This is a genomic window from Paenibacillus ilasis (assembly GCF_043195395.1).
Classification (GTDB): Bacteria; Bacillota; Bacilli; order Paenibacillales; family Paenibacillaceae; genus Paenibacillus_AQ; species Paenibacillus_AQ lautus.
Genome location: NZ_JBHDJG010000006.1, coordinates 59,527 through 75,754 on the forward strand (window position 1 = coordinate 59,527; position 16,228 = coordinate 75,754).

Consider the following 16,228-nt stretch of genomic DNA (forward strand, 5'->3'; position numbering starts at 1 on the left):
TCCTTTTCTTGTAGATACGACAATATTTTAGCATAATAATTATTCTAATACACATTTAGAGATTTAATTTATGGAGGAATTATGAGAAATCCTATCAGTTATTTTATGGATAAGAAAGATTTAATAATGGAACTAACTAAACGAGACTTATTGCTTAGATATAAAGGCTCCTATCTTGGAGTAGTATGGTCTATTTTGAACCCATTATTTATGTTAGTCATTTATACTTATTTTTTCAGCTTTGTTCTCCAGTCTCGTTGGGGGCAACAAGGAACGAGTACACTTGACTTTGCACTAATATTATTCTGCGGTATTTCTACGTTTAATTTTTTTTCTGAGATTGTCACCAAGTCTCCTTCTTTGATCTTAAGTAATGTGAATTATGTAAAAAAGGTAGTTTTCCCTTTGGAGGTACTTCCAGTCGTCTCTCTTTTTTCTGCATTTGTTCAACTAATAATTAGCTTAGTTATTCTTATGATTGGAAATTTAATCATAAATGGGGTAATTTATTGGACTGTTGTCTTCCTGCCGCTTGTCCTTCTACCTCTTGTGTTGCTCTCGTTGGGCATTGCTTGGTTTCTTTCTTCTGTAGGTGTCTTTTTTAGAGATATTCAACATATTTTAGTGGTCGTAGTCCAAGCACTTATGTTTCTGAGTCCAATATTCTACCCTATCAGTATAATTCCTGAAACATTAAGGCCGATTTATTACATTAATCCTATAGGTTATGTTGTCGAAGATATGCGTAACATCTTAATTTGGGGATCTACTCCTAATTGGACATGGTGTTTAGTGGGGACATTGGTAGGTCTGATTATATTTATGTTGGGTATTGCTTGGTTTAGAAAAACTAAAGGAGCGTTTGCAGATGTTCTTTGATAACGCAATTGAACTTTCAAATATAAACAAATGTTATAGAATTTATAATAGGCCACAAGATCGGATTATCCAGAGCTTCTCGAAAAACAAAAAAAAATATGATGAATTTTGGGCGCTGAGAGATGTGTCTTTCAAGGTAAAGAGAGGCACCACTATAGGTATAATCGGTAAGAATGGTTCGGGAAAAAGCACAATACTTCAAATTATAGCAGGAACACTTAACCCAACATCCGGAGAAAAAACGATAAACGGTAGAATAGCTGCTTTACTAGAACTGGGGAGTGGCTTTAATCCGGAATTTACAGGAAGAGATAATGTTATTATGCAAGGTACAATTATGGGATTAACAAAAAAACAAATCCTTGATCAAATGGAATCAATCGAAAAATTTGCAGGGATAGGTGAATTCATTGAACAACCAATTAAAACTTACTCATCAGGAATGTTGGTTAGGTTGGCTTTTGCCTGTGCAGTGCATGTAGATCCTGACATTTTAATTGTTGATGAGGCATTAGCTGTAGGCGATATGCAATTTCAACTAAAATGTATCGAGAAAATGAAATCATTTAAAGAACAGGGGAAAACGATACTGTTTGTTAGTCATGATTCATATTCGATTAGGAATTTTTGTGATGAGGTAATTTGGATGATGGATGGTCAAGTTCATGCGCGAGGTGATGTGAATACTGTAATTGAACAGTATGAAGACTTCGTAAAATATGGACTTGAAAAAGTAGAAGAGTCTAATGAAAAAGTAGAAGCAATTGAAAGGAAAGAGCATCTTTCCATCGATCAAGTTGTTTTTCTTGATAAGACAGGTACAGTAAATTCGAAGTTTAAAATGGGTGGGAATATATTTGTTGAAGTAACATACACAATCCACAAACCAATTGATGGTCTTGTAGGCGGTGTTGCAATTTTCGATAATCAGGGCACTTACATTTGCGGACTAAACACTAAGATTGACGAAAAAGCTTTAGAAGGAAGTTGTGGAACCTATAAATTAATTCTTGAGTATAAGGAATTAAACTTGTTACCGGGTTCGTACCTAGTTGATGTAGGCTTTTTTGAGAGTTCAGCTCTTATTAGATATGACTATAAAAGTCGTGTGAATTCATTTTGGGTTGAACATCCGGAGTATGTTGCGGAAGGTTTAGTTTTGCTAGATCATAATTGGCAAAGTAAGGTGGTAGCAATCAGCAATGAAGTATAAATATAACATTGATATGTCGAGTGACAATTCTCTTTCATTAATATTGAGACAAGTTAAGCCTGGATCACGTGTTCTAGAGTTTGGACCGGCACTTGGATATATGACCCAGTATCTCAAAGAGGAACTTGGATGCGTCGTATATTGTGTGGAAATAGATGCTGATGCAGCTTCTATCGCTTCTCAGTTTTGCGATAAAATGATTGTGGCAGATTTGGATGAACTAGAATATTGGGGTTCTCAGTTAGGAGAACGGCAATTTGACTTTCTTATATTTGCGGATGTGCTAGAACATTTAAGGGATCCATGGAATGTATTGACATACTCCAAAAAATTCCTTGATGAAGAAGGGAAGGTCTTAACATCTATTCCTAATATAGGACATAATGCTGTAATCATGAAACTGCTCCTTGGTGAATTTGATTATACCAATTTAGGGCTGTTAGATAACACCCATATCCGCTTTTTTACAAGAAAAAGCGTACACAGCCTTATGGAACGTGCGGGATTAGAGATCGTTGATTCTTACGAGTCAGTTCTAAAACCTGAAGAAACAGAGTTAAGGCAACGATATAGTGATTTTCCTAATAGTTTGCAAAAATATCTTCAAAGGAAATCTGATAGTGATGTGTATCAATTTATTAACGTATCCAGGAAAAAGACTGTCAATTCCACGGAAGTAAATAATTATGTGAACGAAGTAAATCTGTACCATCAAGCATCGCTGAAATTTACACCCGATTTTCAAGGCGAAACAGAAGTAGTATCTTTGCCTAGTAATGGTGGCTATACCGAACTAAGTTTTAAGGTCGTGGGATCAGGAACTGAACAACTAAATATCCTGATTGACTGCATTGCACCCGCGTTTTTAGAAATAACAAAGCTTGAATTCCTGGATGAAAACAATAATCTTATTTTAAATTGGTTTAACCCAGCTATCACAGAATCATTACTTAGATATAGTGAAGGTGCAATTAAATTACCGAGTATGCAAACACGGAGATTTCTGATTCTGGATGAGTCTACTCAGATCATTTGTGATTTTCCGGAAATCAAAAGAACGAAGGGTATATTTATAATCACGCTCTGTTTGTCCGAAGATGTTCCTACATCAATTGCCGGAGAAGTAAACGGCATTTCGGAATTGATTGCTTCACAGAAGAATGAAATTGCATCGTTAATAGAAACACATCAACTCAAAGAACAAGAGTTAAGTGAAAAGGACGCTCGAAATAGGAGTTTAATAGATGAGCTAACTGGTATACAGGAAGTCCTGTTGAATGAAAAAGATGAGCTAGTTGAAAAAATGAATAGAGCTGAAGAAGTTAATAAAGTTTTGGTGGAAGCTAATTTGGAGGCGAATGCTCTAGTTAATCAATTATTGAACTCCACCTCTTGGAGGTTCACCAAACCTTTAAGAGTAATTAATGAATATAATAAAGCTCTTTATAGAAAGTCGAATAGTGCACTTAAAAGTATCATAAAACCAGTGATAGTAAAAGCAGAGAATTCAAAAACAATAAGAAAGGCTCATGGGAAATTTTTCAACGTCATGAGAAGAACACCTGAACCATTTAGATCACAATTTAAGAAAACATATTATAAACTGCTTTCCCTTAAAACAAAAATAAAATATAAACCTGAAGCAAATTTAGTTACAGAAGTTAATACAAGTGAAAAAAATGAGTATCCTTTAGTATCAATTATTATTCCCGTCTATAATAATGTCGAATACTTAGCTTCTTGCATTGACTCAGCAATCAATCAAACGTATCGACATATTGAAGTTATTATTGTAGATGATTGCTCACCAGATCCAAAAGTAAGCACGATATTAAATACCTACAAAAATAATAAGAAGGTTAGATTATTTAAGAATGAACATAATCAAGGCATTTCAAAGACACAAAATATCTGTATGGCAAAATCAGAAGGGAGCATTATAGCTTTTTTGGACTGTGATGATATTTTGGAGTTGAATGCTATCGAGAAGTGCTTAGAGTATTGGGGACCTGGAACTAAATATTCCTTCACAAATAGAATTCATATTAATGAGGATTCGGAGGAAATTGGAAGGTTTTCTTGTGACCACTTACCGAAAGATAATATATTTGAAGATCATTTGGATGTTAGAATGTATGCGTCACACTTCAAAATGATTAGTAGGGATGTGTTTCTAAAAGTAGGGGTTTTTAATTCGGAATATGATGGTGCACAAGATTATGACATGGTACTGAGAGTAGCGTTTCATTATCCAAACTCCGCATTTGTTCATGTACCAGAATTCCTATATAAACATCGTATCCATACCAATCAAAAATCAATAAAATCTAACGATAAGCAGAAAAATATGTCTATCGTCATCTCCGATCAAGCAAAACTGCGTCGGTCAATTAGAGATGGTGTTTTTCATAAATTAATATCATTTATAATGATCTCTTTTGGTAAAGAAGATCAAACTTTACAATGTATCCAATCTATTAAGAATACAGTCAAGATTCCACATGAGATTATTCTATTCGAAAATGGCTCTTCCGAATCATGCGTATCATTTATAAAAGACCATATTGAGGGCATACCGGGTGTGAAAGTTATATACAATTCATCAAATTTAGGCCCAGCTGGTGGAAGAAAAGAAGCGATGAAGTATGCAACACCAAATTCATATTATATCTCCCTTGATAACGACATAGAGGTTACTGAAGGTTGGCTTGAAGAATTGTTAGTTCGTGCTGAAGAATCAGATGATATAGGCTCAGTAACTTGTAGAGTGACATTTCCAAGTAATGTACTACAATTTACAGGCGGATATGAAGAAATTTCAGGGAATAGAGTTCAATTCAAGTTGTACAATATTAACAAATCAGTGTATGACCTCTCAACATTAGAAAGATATGATACAGATTGGAATCCGGTAGGGGCAACGTTGTTTAAGGGGTGGTTCCCAGAGGTTGAGGGCTACCCAAATGTCTATGAAGATTCCGCAATTTCATACATATTGCGGAAATCAGGGAAACGACTTGTTAATTCTCCAAACTCTCTATTAATTCATCATCATATTATGTTTGACGAGGAGAGGAATAAAAAGGAAAAAGAGTATATCCGATTTAGATATAATCCTCAATTGATGTTGAGATCATTGGCGCAATTTTATTTTGATTATAAATTAATCATTGATGATGATTATATATATTCCAGTAACAATATTGATATCAGTAAATTATCCGATCAAGAAGTGATTGAAACTTTTGAAAACATCATAAACACTAGGAGAACAGTTATAAAGTAATGAACATAATCAGGAATAAGCGCATCCATAGAATGCTCACGGTATTATTAGGAACTTTTGTTGGTCTGATTATCCTAGAATCTATAGTCAGAGGCAGTTTAACTTTAACATTTGTATGGATCGGCGATAGCTTTGGGGCTTTTATTATCAATTATTTATTATGTATATCAATTCTATTGATATTAGTGTCTGTGATTCCGAACTTTATTGTTGGTTTTAGTTTATATCAGTTGTTAATGTCATTGTTTGGATTAATTCAGAAATATAAAATGAATTTTTTAGAGGAGCCCTTCTTCCCATGGGATTTTATATTTGCCAAACAAATTTTAAATCTCCTGCCTGGTATGTATAAAGAAATAAACTTTATATATCTGCTTTTTTTAGCTGTATTATTAATTGCTTCAATTAAATTCAGGAAGCGAGTATTAGCTGTTAGAATATCCCTTCTAGAAAGGGGAGTAGTATTCTTTTTCTCAGTTTGTATAATTATTTCATTCTGCCTATGGGATAAAATCCCTTTATCAAAAAGTGTCTTAAACAAAATGAATATTGTAAATATTAATTGGGAGCAGACGCTGAATTACAAGGAGAACGGATCCTTGTTAGGTTTTGTATTAAATGTTCCTAATGCAATAGTTGTTCCGCCCGCGAACTATAATAAAGAAAACATACTTCAGATAGTCAATTCCATAAATAGTCCAACGAGTTCGACAATATATAACGCTATGGAAGAGGCTCCTAATATTATTTATATTATGAATGAAGCATTCTGGGATCCAACAATATCCAAAAATATTGACTTTTCAGAGAATCCCCTTTCTTTTTATAATTCCTTAAAAGATAGTAGTACGACAGGTTGGTTGTTATCGCCTCAATTTGGAGGCGGTACATCTAACGTTGAGTTTGAAGCTCTAACAGGTTTGTCCATGCGGTTTTTACCGCAAGGGTCAATGCCTTATCAACAATACATTAAAAGACCGTATCCTTCTCTAGCCGATGTATTGAAAAAGAGCGGTTATCAAACCATCGCTTTACATTCTTATGTAAAATGGTTTTGGAATAGGGATAATGTTTACCGGCATTTTAATTTCGATAAATTTATTGGTGAAGACGATTTTGTTAATCCTGAGAGACGGGGAGTATATATTGCGGATATTGAAGTGTCTAAAAGAATAATTGAAGAAATACATGGAAGCGAAAAGCCTACATTCATATATGCAATAACAATGCAAAATCACTCAGCTTATAACAAAGAATCTAAGTATCCATCAGAAATTGAAATTACTGGTGAAATTAGAGAAAAGACAAAGGAAGTTTTAGAGATATATTCGCAAGGAGTAAAAGATGCAGACGAAGCATTAAAATATTTAATAGATAATATTAACGAGCCTACAATTGTAGTTTTTTTTGGTGATCATTTACCGAATTTAGGTTCGGATGTTTACCAAGATTTGGATTCTGGTGAAAATGAAGGGCTTGAACAACAAAAATATTTAAAAAGTACTCCATTATTAATATGGAACAATCTTGGTAAAAGTATAGATACACACTTAGATGGGATTAGTCCTTCTCTTCTTCTTCCTAAAGTTTTTCAACTAGCAAACTTACAGCCGCCACTATTTTATGATTTTCTTCAAGAACTTAATCAAGAATACATTGGTTTATCCAAAGACCTAATGATTAAAAGTAATGGAGAATTATTAAATGAAGTAGAAGTAGGTAAGGAAGATATTTTGGATAAATACGAATTGTTGGAATATGATTTACTGTTTGGAGACAAGTTTAGTGAAGAAAATTTATTTAAGCAATAAAAAAAGAAAGAAGATGAGTTCATTGAAAGGAATTATATTAGCAGGTGGCACAGGCTCACGCCTCTACCCATTAACCAAAGTTACCAATAAACATTTACTTCCCGTAGGTAAATATCCAATGATATTTCATTCGATATTTAAACTTAAACATGCAGGAATAAAGGATATTCTTGTCGTGACTGGTAAAGAGCATATGGGTGATGTTGTAAATCTCCTTGGAAGTGGCAAAGAGATGGGAGTTACGTTTACTTATAAAGTTCAAGATGAAGCAGGTGGAATCGCTCAAGCATTGGATCTTGCTGAAAATTTTGTTGGTGTTGATCAAATGGTTGTTATTCTAGGAGATAATGTTTTCGAAGATGACCTTTCTAAGTTTGTTGAAAATTTCAGAGAACAGGAGAAGGGTGCTAAGATATTAATTCAACAAGTTGAAGATCCGAGAAGGTTTGGCGTCCCTGAGATACAAGGTAACCGCATTGTATCCATAGAAGAAAAGCCGAATAATCCAAAATCCAATTATGCAGTAACTGGAATTTATATGTTTGATCATCATGTATTTGAAATTGTCAAAACATTGAAGCCTTCCGCACGTGGTGAATTAGAGATCACAGATGTTAATAATGCATATATTGCTAGAGGTGAGCTGACTTATGATGTCCTAAATGGTTGGTGGACTGATGCGGGTACACATGCTTCCTTAGCAAGGGCCAATGAATTAGCTCATGACTTGGTGTTTACAGAGGAATTCGGTAAATTAAAAATTTAGGAGGAGTGGGACTATGATTATCACCTCTATGTCTTTAAATGGTGTTAACCTGCTTGAACCAAAAGTCCATGGGGATAATAGGGGTTTTTTTATGGAGAGCTATAACACCGCTGTTTTAAAAGAACATAATATTGATCATTATTTCATTCAGGATAATCACTCTCTTTCATCCGATGCAGGTGTCTTGAGAGGGTTGCATTATCAGCTAAACCCTAAAGGACAAACCAAATTGGTTCGTGTCCTTTCAGGGGCAATATACGATGTTGTTGTTGATATTCGCAAAAATTCCCCCACTTTTGGCAATTGGGTTGGTGTGATTCTTAGCGAGTACAATAAACGCCAAATACTGGTACCAAAAGGGTTCGCACATGGATTCTGTACACTTGTTCCAAATACACAAGTTTTTTATAAAGTAGATGAATTTTATTCCCCAGAACACGACAGGGGAATATTATGGAATGATCCGGCTTTAGGGATCGATTGGCCAACTTCAAATCCGATTCTTTCAGATAAAGATAAAAACCACCCGTTACTGAAGAACGCAGAATTGAACTTTAACTAGGGGGGACTTCAATGAAACTACTTGTTACCGGCGGTGCTGGATTTATTGGAAGCAATTTTGTTATATACATGTTACAGCAGTATCCCACATATGAGATCATCAACATGGATGCCTTAACTTATGCAGGGAATTTGGAGAACCTCAAATCCGTTGAAAATAATGCTAACTATACGTTTGTTAAAGCAGATATCGCGAATAAAGAAGCGGTTGAGCAAATTTTTGAGCAGCATCAGATTGAGGTTGTGGTTAACTTTGCTGCTGAGTCTCATGTGGACCGAAGCATTCTAGAGCCAGAAGTATTTGTGAACACTAATGTGCTTGGAACTCAGGTTTTGTTGGATGCGGCCAAAAAACATAATGTAACGAAGTTTGTACAAGTATCAACCGATGAGGTTTATGGGTCACTGGGTGAAACTGGACTTTTTACTGAAGAGACGCCCCTGGCTCCTAACAGTCCATATTCCGCTAGTAAAGCAGGAGGAGATCTGCTGGTTAGAGCTTATCACGAGACCTTTGGACTCCCGGTCAATATTACACGTTGTTCTAACAACTACGGCCCTTTTCAATTTCCAGAAAAGCTAATCCCGCTTATGATCTCCCGTGCACTTAATGATGAAGCGCTACCTGTCTACGGCGATGGGTTGAATATCCGGGATTGGTTGTACGTTGAAGATCATTGCAGTGCTATTGACCTGGTTATACACAAAGGCGTTAATGGAGAGGTGTATAACATAGGCGGAAATAATGAACGCACCAATGTTCATATCGTTCAAAAAATACTCCAAGAGCTTGGGAAGCCCGAGTCTCTGATTTCTTATGTAGATGATCGCCCGGGACATGATCGTCGTTATGGAATTGATCCAACGAAAATCATGAATGAACTTGGTTGGAAACCCAAGCATAATTTCGAGACGGGTATCAAAGAAACGATTCAGTGGTATCTGGATAATAAAGATTGGTGGCAACGTATTCAGTCAGGTGTTTATAGGGAATATGTAACCAAGCAATACGGGAAGCGTTTGGGTGGTCATTCATGAGGGTGCTTGTAACCGGAGCACAGGGGCAGCTTGGGAAGGATGTTGTACGTATATTTACTGACTCTAAGCATGATGTGTTAGGGTATGGAAGAAGTGAACTCGACATCACTGACCTGGCTCAATGCCATAAAATCATTAAGGAAAACAAGCCTGATTGCATCATTCACTGTGCGGCATATACTGCTGTTGACGCTGCCGAGTCTGATATGGATCAGGCCTATCTCATTAATGCCGTGGGAACACGAAATCTTGCAACAGCAGCTGAGTCTTCAGGCTCCAAACTGATCTATATTAGCACGGATTATGTTTTTAACGGTCAAGGTAAGATGCCCTATGTGGAATACGACCAGACTGATCCTCAGAGTGTTTATGGAAAGTCTAAGTTAGCCGGCGAAATCCTTACCCAAACACTCTGCTCCAAGTGGTTTATCGTGAGAACATCATGGGTGTTCGGACTGCAAGGGAATAACTTTGTTAAAACGATGCTCCGTCTAGGTCAAGAAAAACCGCTGTTAAAGGTTGTTAACGACCAAAAGGGTTCACCCACCTACACAACGGATTTGGCTTCTTTCTTGTTAGAGCTCGCCTTAACAGAGAAGTATGGAATCTATCATGCGTCCAATCAGGGAACATGTACATGGTATGAGTTCACCCAGGCGATTTTTGAAGAGTATCAAGAGATTCTTGGATTGGCCATGAAAGCCGAACTAACTCCTTGCACAACTGCAGAATTCCCTCGCCCTGCACCAAGGCCGACTAATTCTGTTCTTGATAATATGTCCATTCGGACGAACGGTTTAACTGACTTACCTCATTGGAGAGATGCCCTGAAACGATTTATGCTTGAAGTAAAGGGCAATCCGACATACCTCGATTGAATATGAGAATAATTAAAAGGGCCTAGTCTGTTAATGATTAGGCTTTTTTTGATTATTGGCTTATATTAGGGGGCACCTTTCATAAAAACTAAAGCATCAATTATCTGATATTCCTTCTTTCCCCATGAACTATGCTATAATGTCGATAGATTACTATATTTGTCAGGAGACGTTATGCAATGGATTTAAGCATTTTAATCGTGAACTACAATACTTGTCAGCTGACGGTGGACTGTTTGCGATCCGTGTTTGCATCAGAGACGGAGTATACATATGAAGTCATTTTGATAGATAACAACTCGAAGGACGAGTCGGTTCAGACCATTCGGGAGTTATTCCCGCAGGTCAAGTTGATCGAGAACACGGAGAATACCGGCTTTGCCAAAGCCAACAATCAGGGGATGGAAGTGGCGGAAGGGCGATATATGCTGCTGCTAAATTCCGACACGATTATCCAGCAGGATACGATACAGACGATGGTCGCTTTTATGGACTACAATCCGATCATTGGTGCTTCCGGCTGTAAAATCGTCCTCCCGGACGGTTCGCTTGATAAGGCTTGCAAAAGAGGGTTCCCGACGCCTTCAGCGTCCTTCTATTATGCTTTTGGGCTCAGCAAGCTGTTCCCGAACAAGCCGGAGTTTAACCAGTATCAGTTGGGGTATTTGAATCCGGACGTCGAGTATCCGGTGGATTGTTTGGTTGGTGCGTTCATGCTGGTACGCCGCGAGACGATCGAGCAGGTAGGCGGGCTGGACGAGACGTTTTTTATGTACGGGGAAGATATCGACTGGTGTTATCGCATCAAGCAGGCGGGATGGGGAATTCACTATTATCCTCGGACCACGATTATCCATTATAAAGGCGGCAGCGCCCGGCGCAGGCCGTTCAAGATCATTTATGAGTTCCACCGGGCGATGATACTTTTTCATCGGAAGCATTACCGGCAGAAATACAACATATTCGTTAATGGAGCCGTCTATGCAGGCGTGGGTTTAAAATTGCTCCTATCCTTGCTTATGAACCGGCTTAAGCCCATTCGTCCGGCAACCATAACGCAATCTTCAGGTGGAGTGGAGGTGAAATCATGATCCGCCAGAACCAAGGCTTTTTGACCAAATTGTATATGATTACCGATTTTGCTTTTATCCAACTGGCATTTTTGTGTGCATGGTGGATCAAGTTTGAGAGCAGCTGGTTTCCGTACGAAAAACCGCTCCCTCTTGAAACCTATACTTTGTGGAGTCTAGTTTATGGTGCAGTAGCCTTGTCTGTTGGCATCATGATCTCCTTATACTCACCGAAGAGGAAAAAACGCTTTGCTGACGAGTTCATGAAGATTTTCCAGATGCATTTCATTGGGATGTTCGTCCTCCTGAGTTTAATGTTCTTCGTGAAGGAAGTGAATATCTCCCGGTGGTATCTTGCCATCTACATGATTCTTAACGTAGCCTTCATTATCCTATACCGATATTTCTTAAAGAAATCTTTAAAGCATTTTCGGGAAAAAGGCTACAATCGCCAATTCGTGCTCATCGTGGGTGCAGGTACGCTGGGCAAGAGATTCTTCAAAAACCTGAAGCAATACCCGGAGCTGGGGTATGAAGTCATCGGTTTCCTGGACGATTACCAGCAGTGGGACGACATCGAAGCGAGACGGCTTAAACCTATTCTCGGTTCGGTTAGCGATCTACATAAGGTGCTAAACGAAAAGCTCGTCGATGAGGTCGTACTAGCACTTCCGCTAAATGCGCATCACAAGTATCCGGAGATCATCGCCGCATGTGAAAAGGCCGGTGTTCGGACGCTGATTATCCCGGACTTTTTCGATTACCTCCCGGCACGGCCGGTGTTTGATAACTTCGCGGGGATGCCGATGATAAACGTGCGTGATATCCCGCTGGATTTAGCAGCAAATCGACTGTTCAAGCGAGCGTTTGATATTGTATTCTCGTTAGTGGCGATTATCCTCACCCTGCCGGTGATGATCGGGATTTACCTCGGTATCCGAATAACCTCCCGGGGACCCGTCATTTTTAAGCAGGAGCGGGTCGGGCTGAACCGCAGGAACTTTTATATGTATAAATTCCGGTCGATGAAGCCGCTGCCGGAAGGGGCGCCGGATACGGGCTGGACCGTGGAGAATGATCCACGCCGCACCAAGTTCGGCTCGTTTCTCCGGAAGACCAGTCTGGATGAGCTGCCGCAGTTCTTTAATGTCCTGTTCGGACATATGAGCGTTGTGGGCCCAAGACCGGAACGCCCTTATTACGTTGAACAGTTCAAAGAGGAGATTCCGAAGTACATGGTGAAACACCACGTACGCCCGGGCATCACGGGGTGGGCGCAGAGCAACGGCCTGCGTGGGGACACTTCGATTGAGGAGCGGATCAAGCACGATATTTTCTACATCGAGAATTGGTCCATTCTGTTTGATATCAAAATCATTCTGCGCACGATCCGCAACGGATTCAAAAACGCATATTGATTGTAATTTAAATGATGACGTCTTCTGGCATGAGCCGGATGGCGTCTTTTATTTACCTGTCCAGAAGCATATTTCGACTAAAGATGCTTACCAAGTGCCGACGCCTCTTATAATGATATCGAATGCTGTCGCTTCCTGTAAGTCTGTGATATAGCCGAGAAAAACTTCGGACATTCGATTCATTCCTCTCACTTAAACATGCATGTACAACACAGCGGACAATAGTAGTCTGGAATGATTTACAAAATATAACTGTAATACTATTATAATGAAATAGTGGACTCATCGATGCATTGCTAGATTATCCATTACGTAGAGTCGCAGATTAGTTATGATGCTCCAATCTCAGTGTTACGGGGATTTCTAATGTTTTCGAAATGATCGTGTTTTCATTTGCCGCTTCATTTGCCTATCAGGAGGATCACATCCAATAAGCATTTTATGGGAGGAATCAATATGGAAAACGCCAAGGTCCAGGATTTCATCGAAAGCAGCCAAGAGCAATGGGACGAAGAGTACAGATCCCGCATGTGGGATTATTTATCGGACATCACGGAATATGCCAGATACTCGGTCGTGTACGGTTACATCAGAAAGTTTAACGGTGACGAGGGCATTCTGGATATGGGATGCGGAGCCGGCCTATTGTTTGAAATGCTGTTAGACAATGAAAAGTCGAATTACACAGGTGTTGACCTGTCCGAGGAAGCAATCAGAATCGCATCCGGCAAAACATCAAGGGACCAATTCCAGAACGCAGACATCAATCACTATGTTCCGCATAAACGCTACGACGTCATCGTTTTTAATGAATCGTTGCAGTATGTGCCCAATACCCCAAGCAAGCTGTTAGAATATGCTCGTTACCTGACACCGGATGGCGTCATCATCTCTTCCCTATATTCTCATAAGAACACCCAAGATCCTGATTATCTCATGGTAGAACATAAGATTGGCGAGATTGAAAGCTGCGGATTATTTGATGTCGTGGATAAAGTCAGCGTGTTTAACCACAATGCGGGTTTGAAATGGTATATTCATCTTTTGAAGACCAAGAGCTAGTGATCAGCAGCAGTATTTATATAAGTCATTCCGTCACTTGGCAGCCCCCAAGTGGCGGTTATTTGTTTTGCCCACCCTTCAACCGGGTATTTACCTAGCAACAGCATTGAACGAAACAAAGGGTGGGGATACCATGAAACGGATCGCAGCTGTCCTTCTATTATTTTCCGCCATTATGATACTGCTTCTGACTCATCTGGAGTTGGAAGAAGAAGCGCCGCAAGGATTTGCAGCCTATCGCCTGATCGCCCATGCCATGGGAAGCATCGGGGAACAGCCCTACACGAACGCCTACGAAGCCATGGTCGTTAACTACGAGCAAGGCACCAGGGTATTCGAGATTGATTTGATGCTGACGGAGGATCGCAAAGTCGTAGCCAGGCACGAGTGGACGGAGAGCATGACCCAGCAGCTGGGTCAGAAGGAGAAACTCCCCGAGGATAAGCAGGCGGCCCGCCTGAGCCATGAGGAATTCATTAATACGCCGATTTTGGAACAATATCAGCCGATGGATATTGAGGGAATTATGGATATGATGGAGCGTCATCCCGATATCTATATCGTGACGGATACGAAGGAGCAGGAGGATCAGGATATTCAGCACCTGTTCACGGAGATTGTAAGTACCGCTAATGAACGGGATCTGAAACTTCTGGATCGGGTCGTCGTCCAAATTTACAATGAGCCGATGCTTGATATGGTTCAGGATATCTATCCGTTTGAGTCTATTATCTATACGCTGTATGCCACGCAGGATTCACCCGCCGAGATCACGGCTTTCGTGCAGGAAAACAGCATTGACGCCGTTACCATGCCGGAGTACAAGGTAAGTCCGAATTTTGTAGCGAAGCTGAGGCAAGCGGGTGCCGTGACCTATGTCCACACCATCAATGACACGAACACCGTGAACAATTATGAAAAATGGGGCGTGTACGGCGTTTACTCGGATCTGCTGACAGAGCCGGAGCTGGAGCAGAACAGTTTGAGATATACCATTAAAAAGTGACTCGCATAGAGGGTGCTTTTCATGGTTTTCCCCCATGTTGCATCGCCCGTCAATTGAAAAGGCTAATTTCATATATAGTGATGCTGAATATTGGAGTCCGTTGTCTCCCAAAGAGACGCGGGCTTTTTTATGATATCAGAAAGTCTAATCTTCGAAGCTTAGCCTATCTGGTATCACAAGAAAATCATCATCTAAATGCGGTCTGGAATTGTATGTCGGAAGACGTTTTTCTTAGCTAAGTACCCGCCCAAATTCCTTTCCAGCGGCCCGGTTCGGATATCGACTGAACGGATAAATGACAATTACCAAAAAAATGTTCGTATTTTATGCGAACATAAATTGACTTGCTTACCGTGCTAGCATAGACTTATTTTAGTATAATAGTAACCCGTGAACGTGGAGGAATGACGCTTGAAAGAGATGATACAATCCTGGAGGCATGTGTTTAAGCTGGATCCCGACAAGGAGATCGATGACGAGACCCTTGATGCGGTATGTTTGTCAGGAACCGATGCCATCATGATCGGAGGCTCAACCGGAGTCACTTATGAAAATACCGTGGACCTGCTGTCCCGAGTTCGACGTTACGAGCTGCCGTGCGTGCAGGAAGTATCCGATCTGGAAGCCGTTGTACCCGGATTTGATCTATATATGGTCCCGATGGTCATGAATACGCAGGATCCGACCTGGATCATGGGCCGGCATCGCGAAGGAATCGAACGCTACGGGTATATGATCCCGTGGGATCTCGTTGTGACCGAAGGTTATATCGTATTGAACGAGAATGCCGCGGTGGCGAAGCTGACCGGAGCAGAGACTTCGATTGAAGCGAGTGCTGCCGCTGCTTATGCACAGATCGCGGACAAGCTGATGAATCTGCCAGTTGTGTACCTGGAATATAGCGGCACGTTCGGGGATATGGAAACTGTCCGTACGGTTCGAAGATCGCTGGATAATGCCCGTTTGTTCTACGGTGGCGGAATAACCAATGCCGAGCAGGCACAGGAGGCTGCAGCTATCAGTGATACGATCGTTGTGGGCAACGTGGTGTACGAACATCTGGTGCAGGCGCTCGAAACGGTCAAGGCCGTGAAGGGCTGAGTGGTTTCTGTATTCCATCTGCAAAAAAATAGAGACGCGTTACGGTAACCTTAGGGTCTATAATTAGTGTGTCTTTTCCATCTGTCTTGTGACGGATAAGCATGTATTTATTTCATTTAAATATTGTAATTCATTAAGC

At 39.9% G+C, this 16,228-nt stretch carries 13 protein-coding genes; all 13 read left to right on the plus strand.

Going from position 1 to position 16,228, the window contains the following annotated elements; genetic code table 11:
- Positions 1 to 81 precede the first annotated feature (81 nt).
- The 13 genes from ACETK5_RS31220 to pcrB all read left to right on the plus strand — a co-directional run bounded on the left by ACETK5_RS31220 (position 82) and on the right by pcrB (position 16,089).
- Positions 82 to 879: an ABC transporter permease gene (locus tag ACETK5_RS31220; RefSeq protein WP_100540881.1), complete on the plus strand. Its 798-nt coding sequence runs from the start codon at positions 82 to 84 to the stop codon at positions 877 to 879.
- Complete coding sequence (locus ACETK5_RS31225) at positions 869 to 2,092, plus strand: ABC transporter ATP-binding protein (protein ID WP_100540880.1); 1,224 nt, start codon at positions 869 to 871, stop codon at positions 2,090 to 2,092. Before ACETK5_RS31220 ends, ACETK5_RS31225 begins: the two co-directional genes overlap by 11 nt.
- Positions 2,082 to 5,378 (plus strand): glycosyltransferase, encoded by a 3,297-nt coding sequence (locus ACETK5_RS31230; protein ID WP_100540879.1) that lies wholly within the window; start codon positions 2,082 to 2,084, stop codon positions 5,376 to 5,378. The genes ACETK5_RS31225 and ACETK5_RS31230 overlap by 11 nt, the downstream gene beginning before the upstream one ends.
- Positions 5,379 to 5,410: 32 nt before the next feature.
- Entirely contained in the window at positions 5,411 to 7,189 is a 1,779-nt protein-coding gene (locus tag ACETK5_RS31235) for an LTA synthase family protein (protein WP_165789773.1), read from the plus strand.
- A gap of 22 nt (positions 7,190 to 7,211) precedes the next feature.
- Positions 7,212 to 7,955 (plus strand): sugar phosphate nucleotidyltransferase, encoded by a 744-nt coding sequence (locus ACETK5_RS31240; RefSeq protein WP_100541348.1) that lies wholly within the window; start codon positions 7,212 to 7,214, stop codon positions 7,953 to 7,955.
- Positions 7,956 to 7,968: 13 nt separating this feature from the next.
- Positions 7,969 to 8,517: a dTDP-4-dehydrorhamnose 3,5-epimerase gene (gene rfbC / locus ACETK5_RS31245; protein ID WP_100540877.1), complete on the plus strand. Its 549-nt coding sequence runs from the start codon at positions 7,969 to 7,971 to the stop codon at positions 8,515 to 8,517.
- An 11-nt stretch (positions 8,518 to 8,528) separates the two neighbouring features.
- Positions 8,529 to 9,554 (plus strand): dTDP-glucose 4,6-dehydratase, encoded by a 1,026-nt coding sequence (gene rfbB, locus ACETK5_RS31250; protein WP_100540876.1) that lies wholly within the window; start codon positions 8,529 to 8,531, stop codon positions 9,552 to 9,554.
- Positions 9,551 to 10,432 (plus strand): dTDP-4-dehydrorhamnose reductase, encoded by an 882-nt coding sequence (gene rfbD, locus ACETK5_RS31255; protein WP_100540875.1) that lies wholly within the window; start codon positions 9,551 to 9,553, stop codon positions 10,430 to 10,432. Before rfbB ends, rfbD begins: the two co-directional genes overlap by 4 nt.
- Before the next feature lie 179 nt (positions 10,433 to 10,611).
- Positions 10,612 to 11,523 (plus strand): glycosyltransferase family 2 protein, encoded by a 912-nt coding sequence (locus ACETK5_RS31260; RefSeq protein ID WP_100540874.1) that lies wholly within the window; start codon positions 10,612 to 10,614, stop codon positions 11,521 to 11,523.
- Entirely contained in the window at positions 11,520 to 12,920 is a 1,401-nt protein-coding gene (locus ACETK5_RS31265; protein WP_100540873.1) for an undecaprenyl-phosphate glucose phosphotransferase, read from the plus strand. The genes ACETK5_RS31260 and ACETK5_RS31265 overlap by 4 nt, the downstream gene beginning before the upstream one ends.
- A 456-nt stretch (positions 12,921 to 13,376) precedes the next feature.
- Positions 13,377 to 13,982, plus strand: a complete 606-nt coding sequence (locus tag ACETK5_RS31270) for a class I SAM-dependent methyltransferase (RefSeq protein WP_100540872.1) — start codon at positions 13,377 to 13,379, stop codon at positions 13,980 to 13,982.
- 133 nt (positions 13,983 to 14,115) lie between these two features.
- A complete protein-coding gene (locus tag ACETK5_RS31275; RefSeq protein ID WP_100540871.1) occupies positions 14,116 to 14,988 on the plus strand; it encodes a phosphatidylinositol-specific phospholipase C/glycerophosphodiester phosphodiesterase family protein in 873 nt (290 codons plus the stop codon).
- A 411-nt stretch (positions 14,989 to 15,399) separates the two neighbouring features.
- Positions 15,400 to 16,089 (plus strand): heptaprenylglyceryl phosphate synthase, encoded by a 690-nt coding sequence (pcrB, locus tag ACETK5_RS31280; RefSeq protein ID WP_100540870.1) that lies wholly within the window; start codon positions 15,400 to 15,402, stop codon positions 16,087 to 16,089.
- Positions 16,090 to 16,228 lie beyond the last annotated feature (139 nt).

What these genes read in the sequence shown, in the direction of transcription:
- ACETK5_RS31270 (WP_100540872.1), top strand. Translation starts at nt 13,377, where the DNA reads ATGGAAAACGCCAAGGTCCAGGATTTCATCGAAAGCAGCCAAGAGCAA.
- ACETK5_RS31265 (WP_100540873.1), top strand. Translation starts at nt 11,520, where the DNA reads ATGATCCGCCAGAACCAAGGCTTTTTGACCAAATTGTATATGATTACC.
- rfbC (WP_100540877.1), top strand. Translation starts at nt 7,969, where the DNA reads ATGATTATCACCTCTATGTCTTTAAATGGTGTTAACCTGCTTGAACCA.
- ACETK5_RS31230 (WP_100540879.1), top strand. Translation starts at nt 2,082, where the DNA reads ATGAAGTATAAATATAACATTGATATGTCGAGTGACAATTCTCTTTCA.
- rfbB (WP_100540876.1), top strand. Translation starts at nt 8,529, where the DNA reads ATGAAACTACTTGTTACCGGCGGTGCTGGATTTATTGGAAGCAATTTT.
- rfbD (WP_100540875.1), top strand. Translation starts at nt 9,551, where the DNA reads ATGAGGGTGCTTGTAACCGGAGCACAGGGGCAGCTTGGGAAGGATGTT.
- ACETK5_RS31275 (WP_100540871.1), top strand. Translation starts at nt 14,116, where the DNA reads ATGAAACGGATCGCAGCTGTCCTTCTATTATTTTCCGCCATTATGATA.
- ACETK5_RS31260 (WP_100540874.1), top strand. Translation starts at nt 10,612, where the DNA reads ATGGATTTAAGCATTTTAATCGTGAACTACAATACTTGTCAGCTGACG.
- ACETK5_RS31220 (WP_100540881.1), top strand. Translation starts at nt 82, where the DNA reads ATGAGAAATCCTATCAGTTATTTTATGGATAAGAAAGATTTAATAATG.
- ACETK5_RS31225 (WP_100540880.1), top strand. Translation starts at nt 869, where the DNA reads ATGTTCTTTGATAACGCAATTGAACTTTCAAATATAAACAAATGTTAT.
- ACETK5_RS31235 (WP_165789773.1), top strand. Translation starts at nt 5,411, where the DNA reads ATGCTCACGGTATTATTAGGAACTTTTGTTGGTCTGATTATCCTAGAA.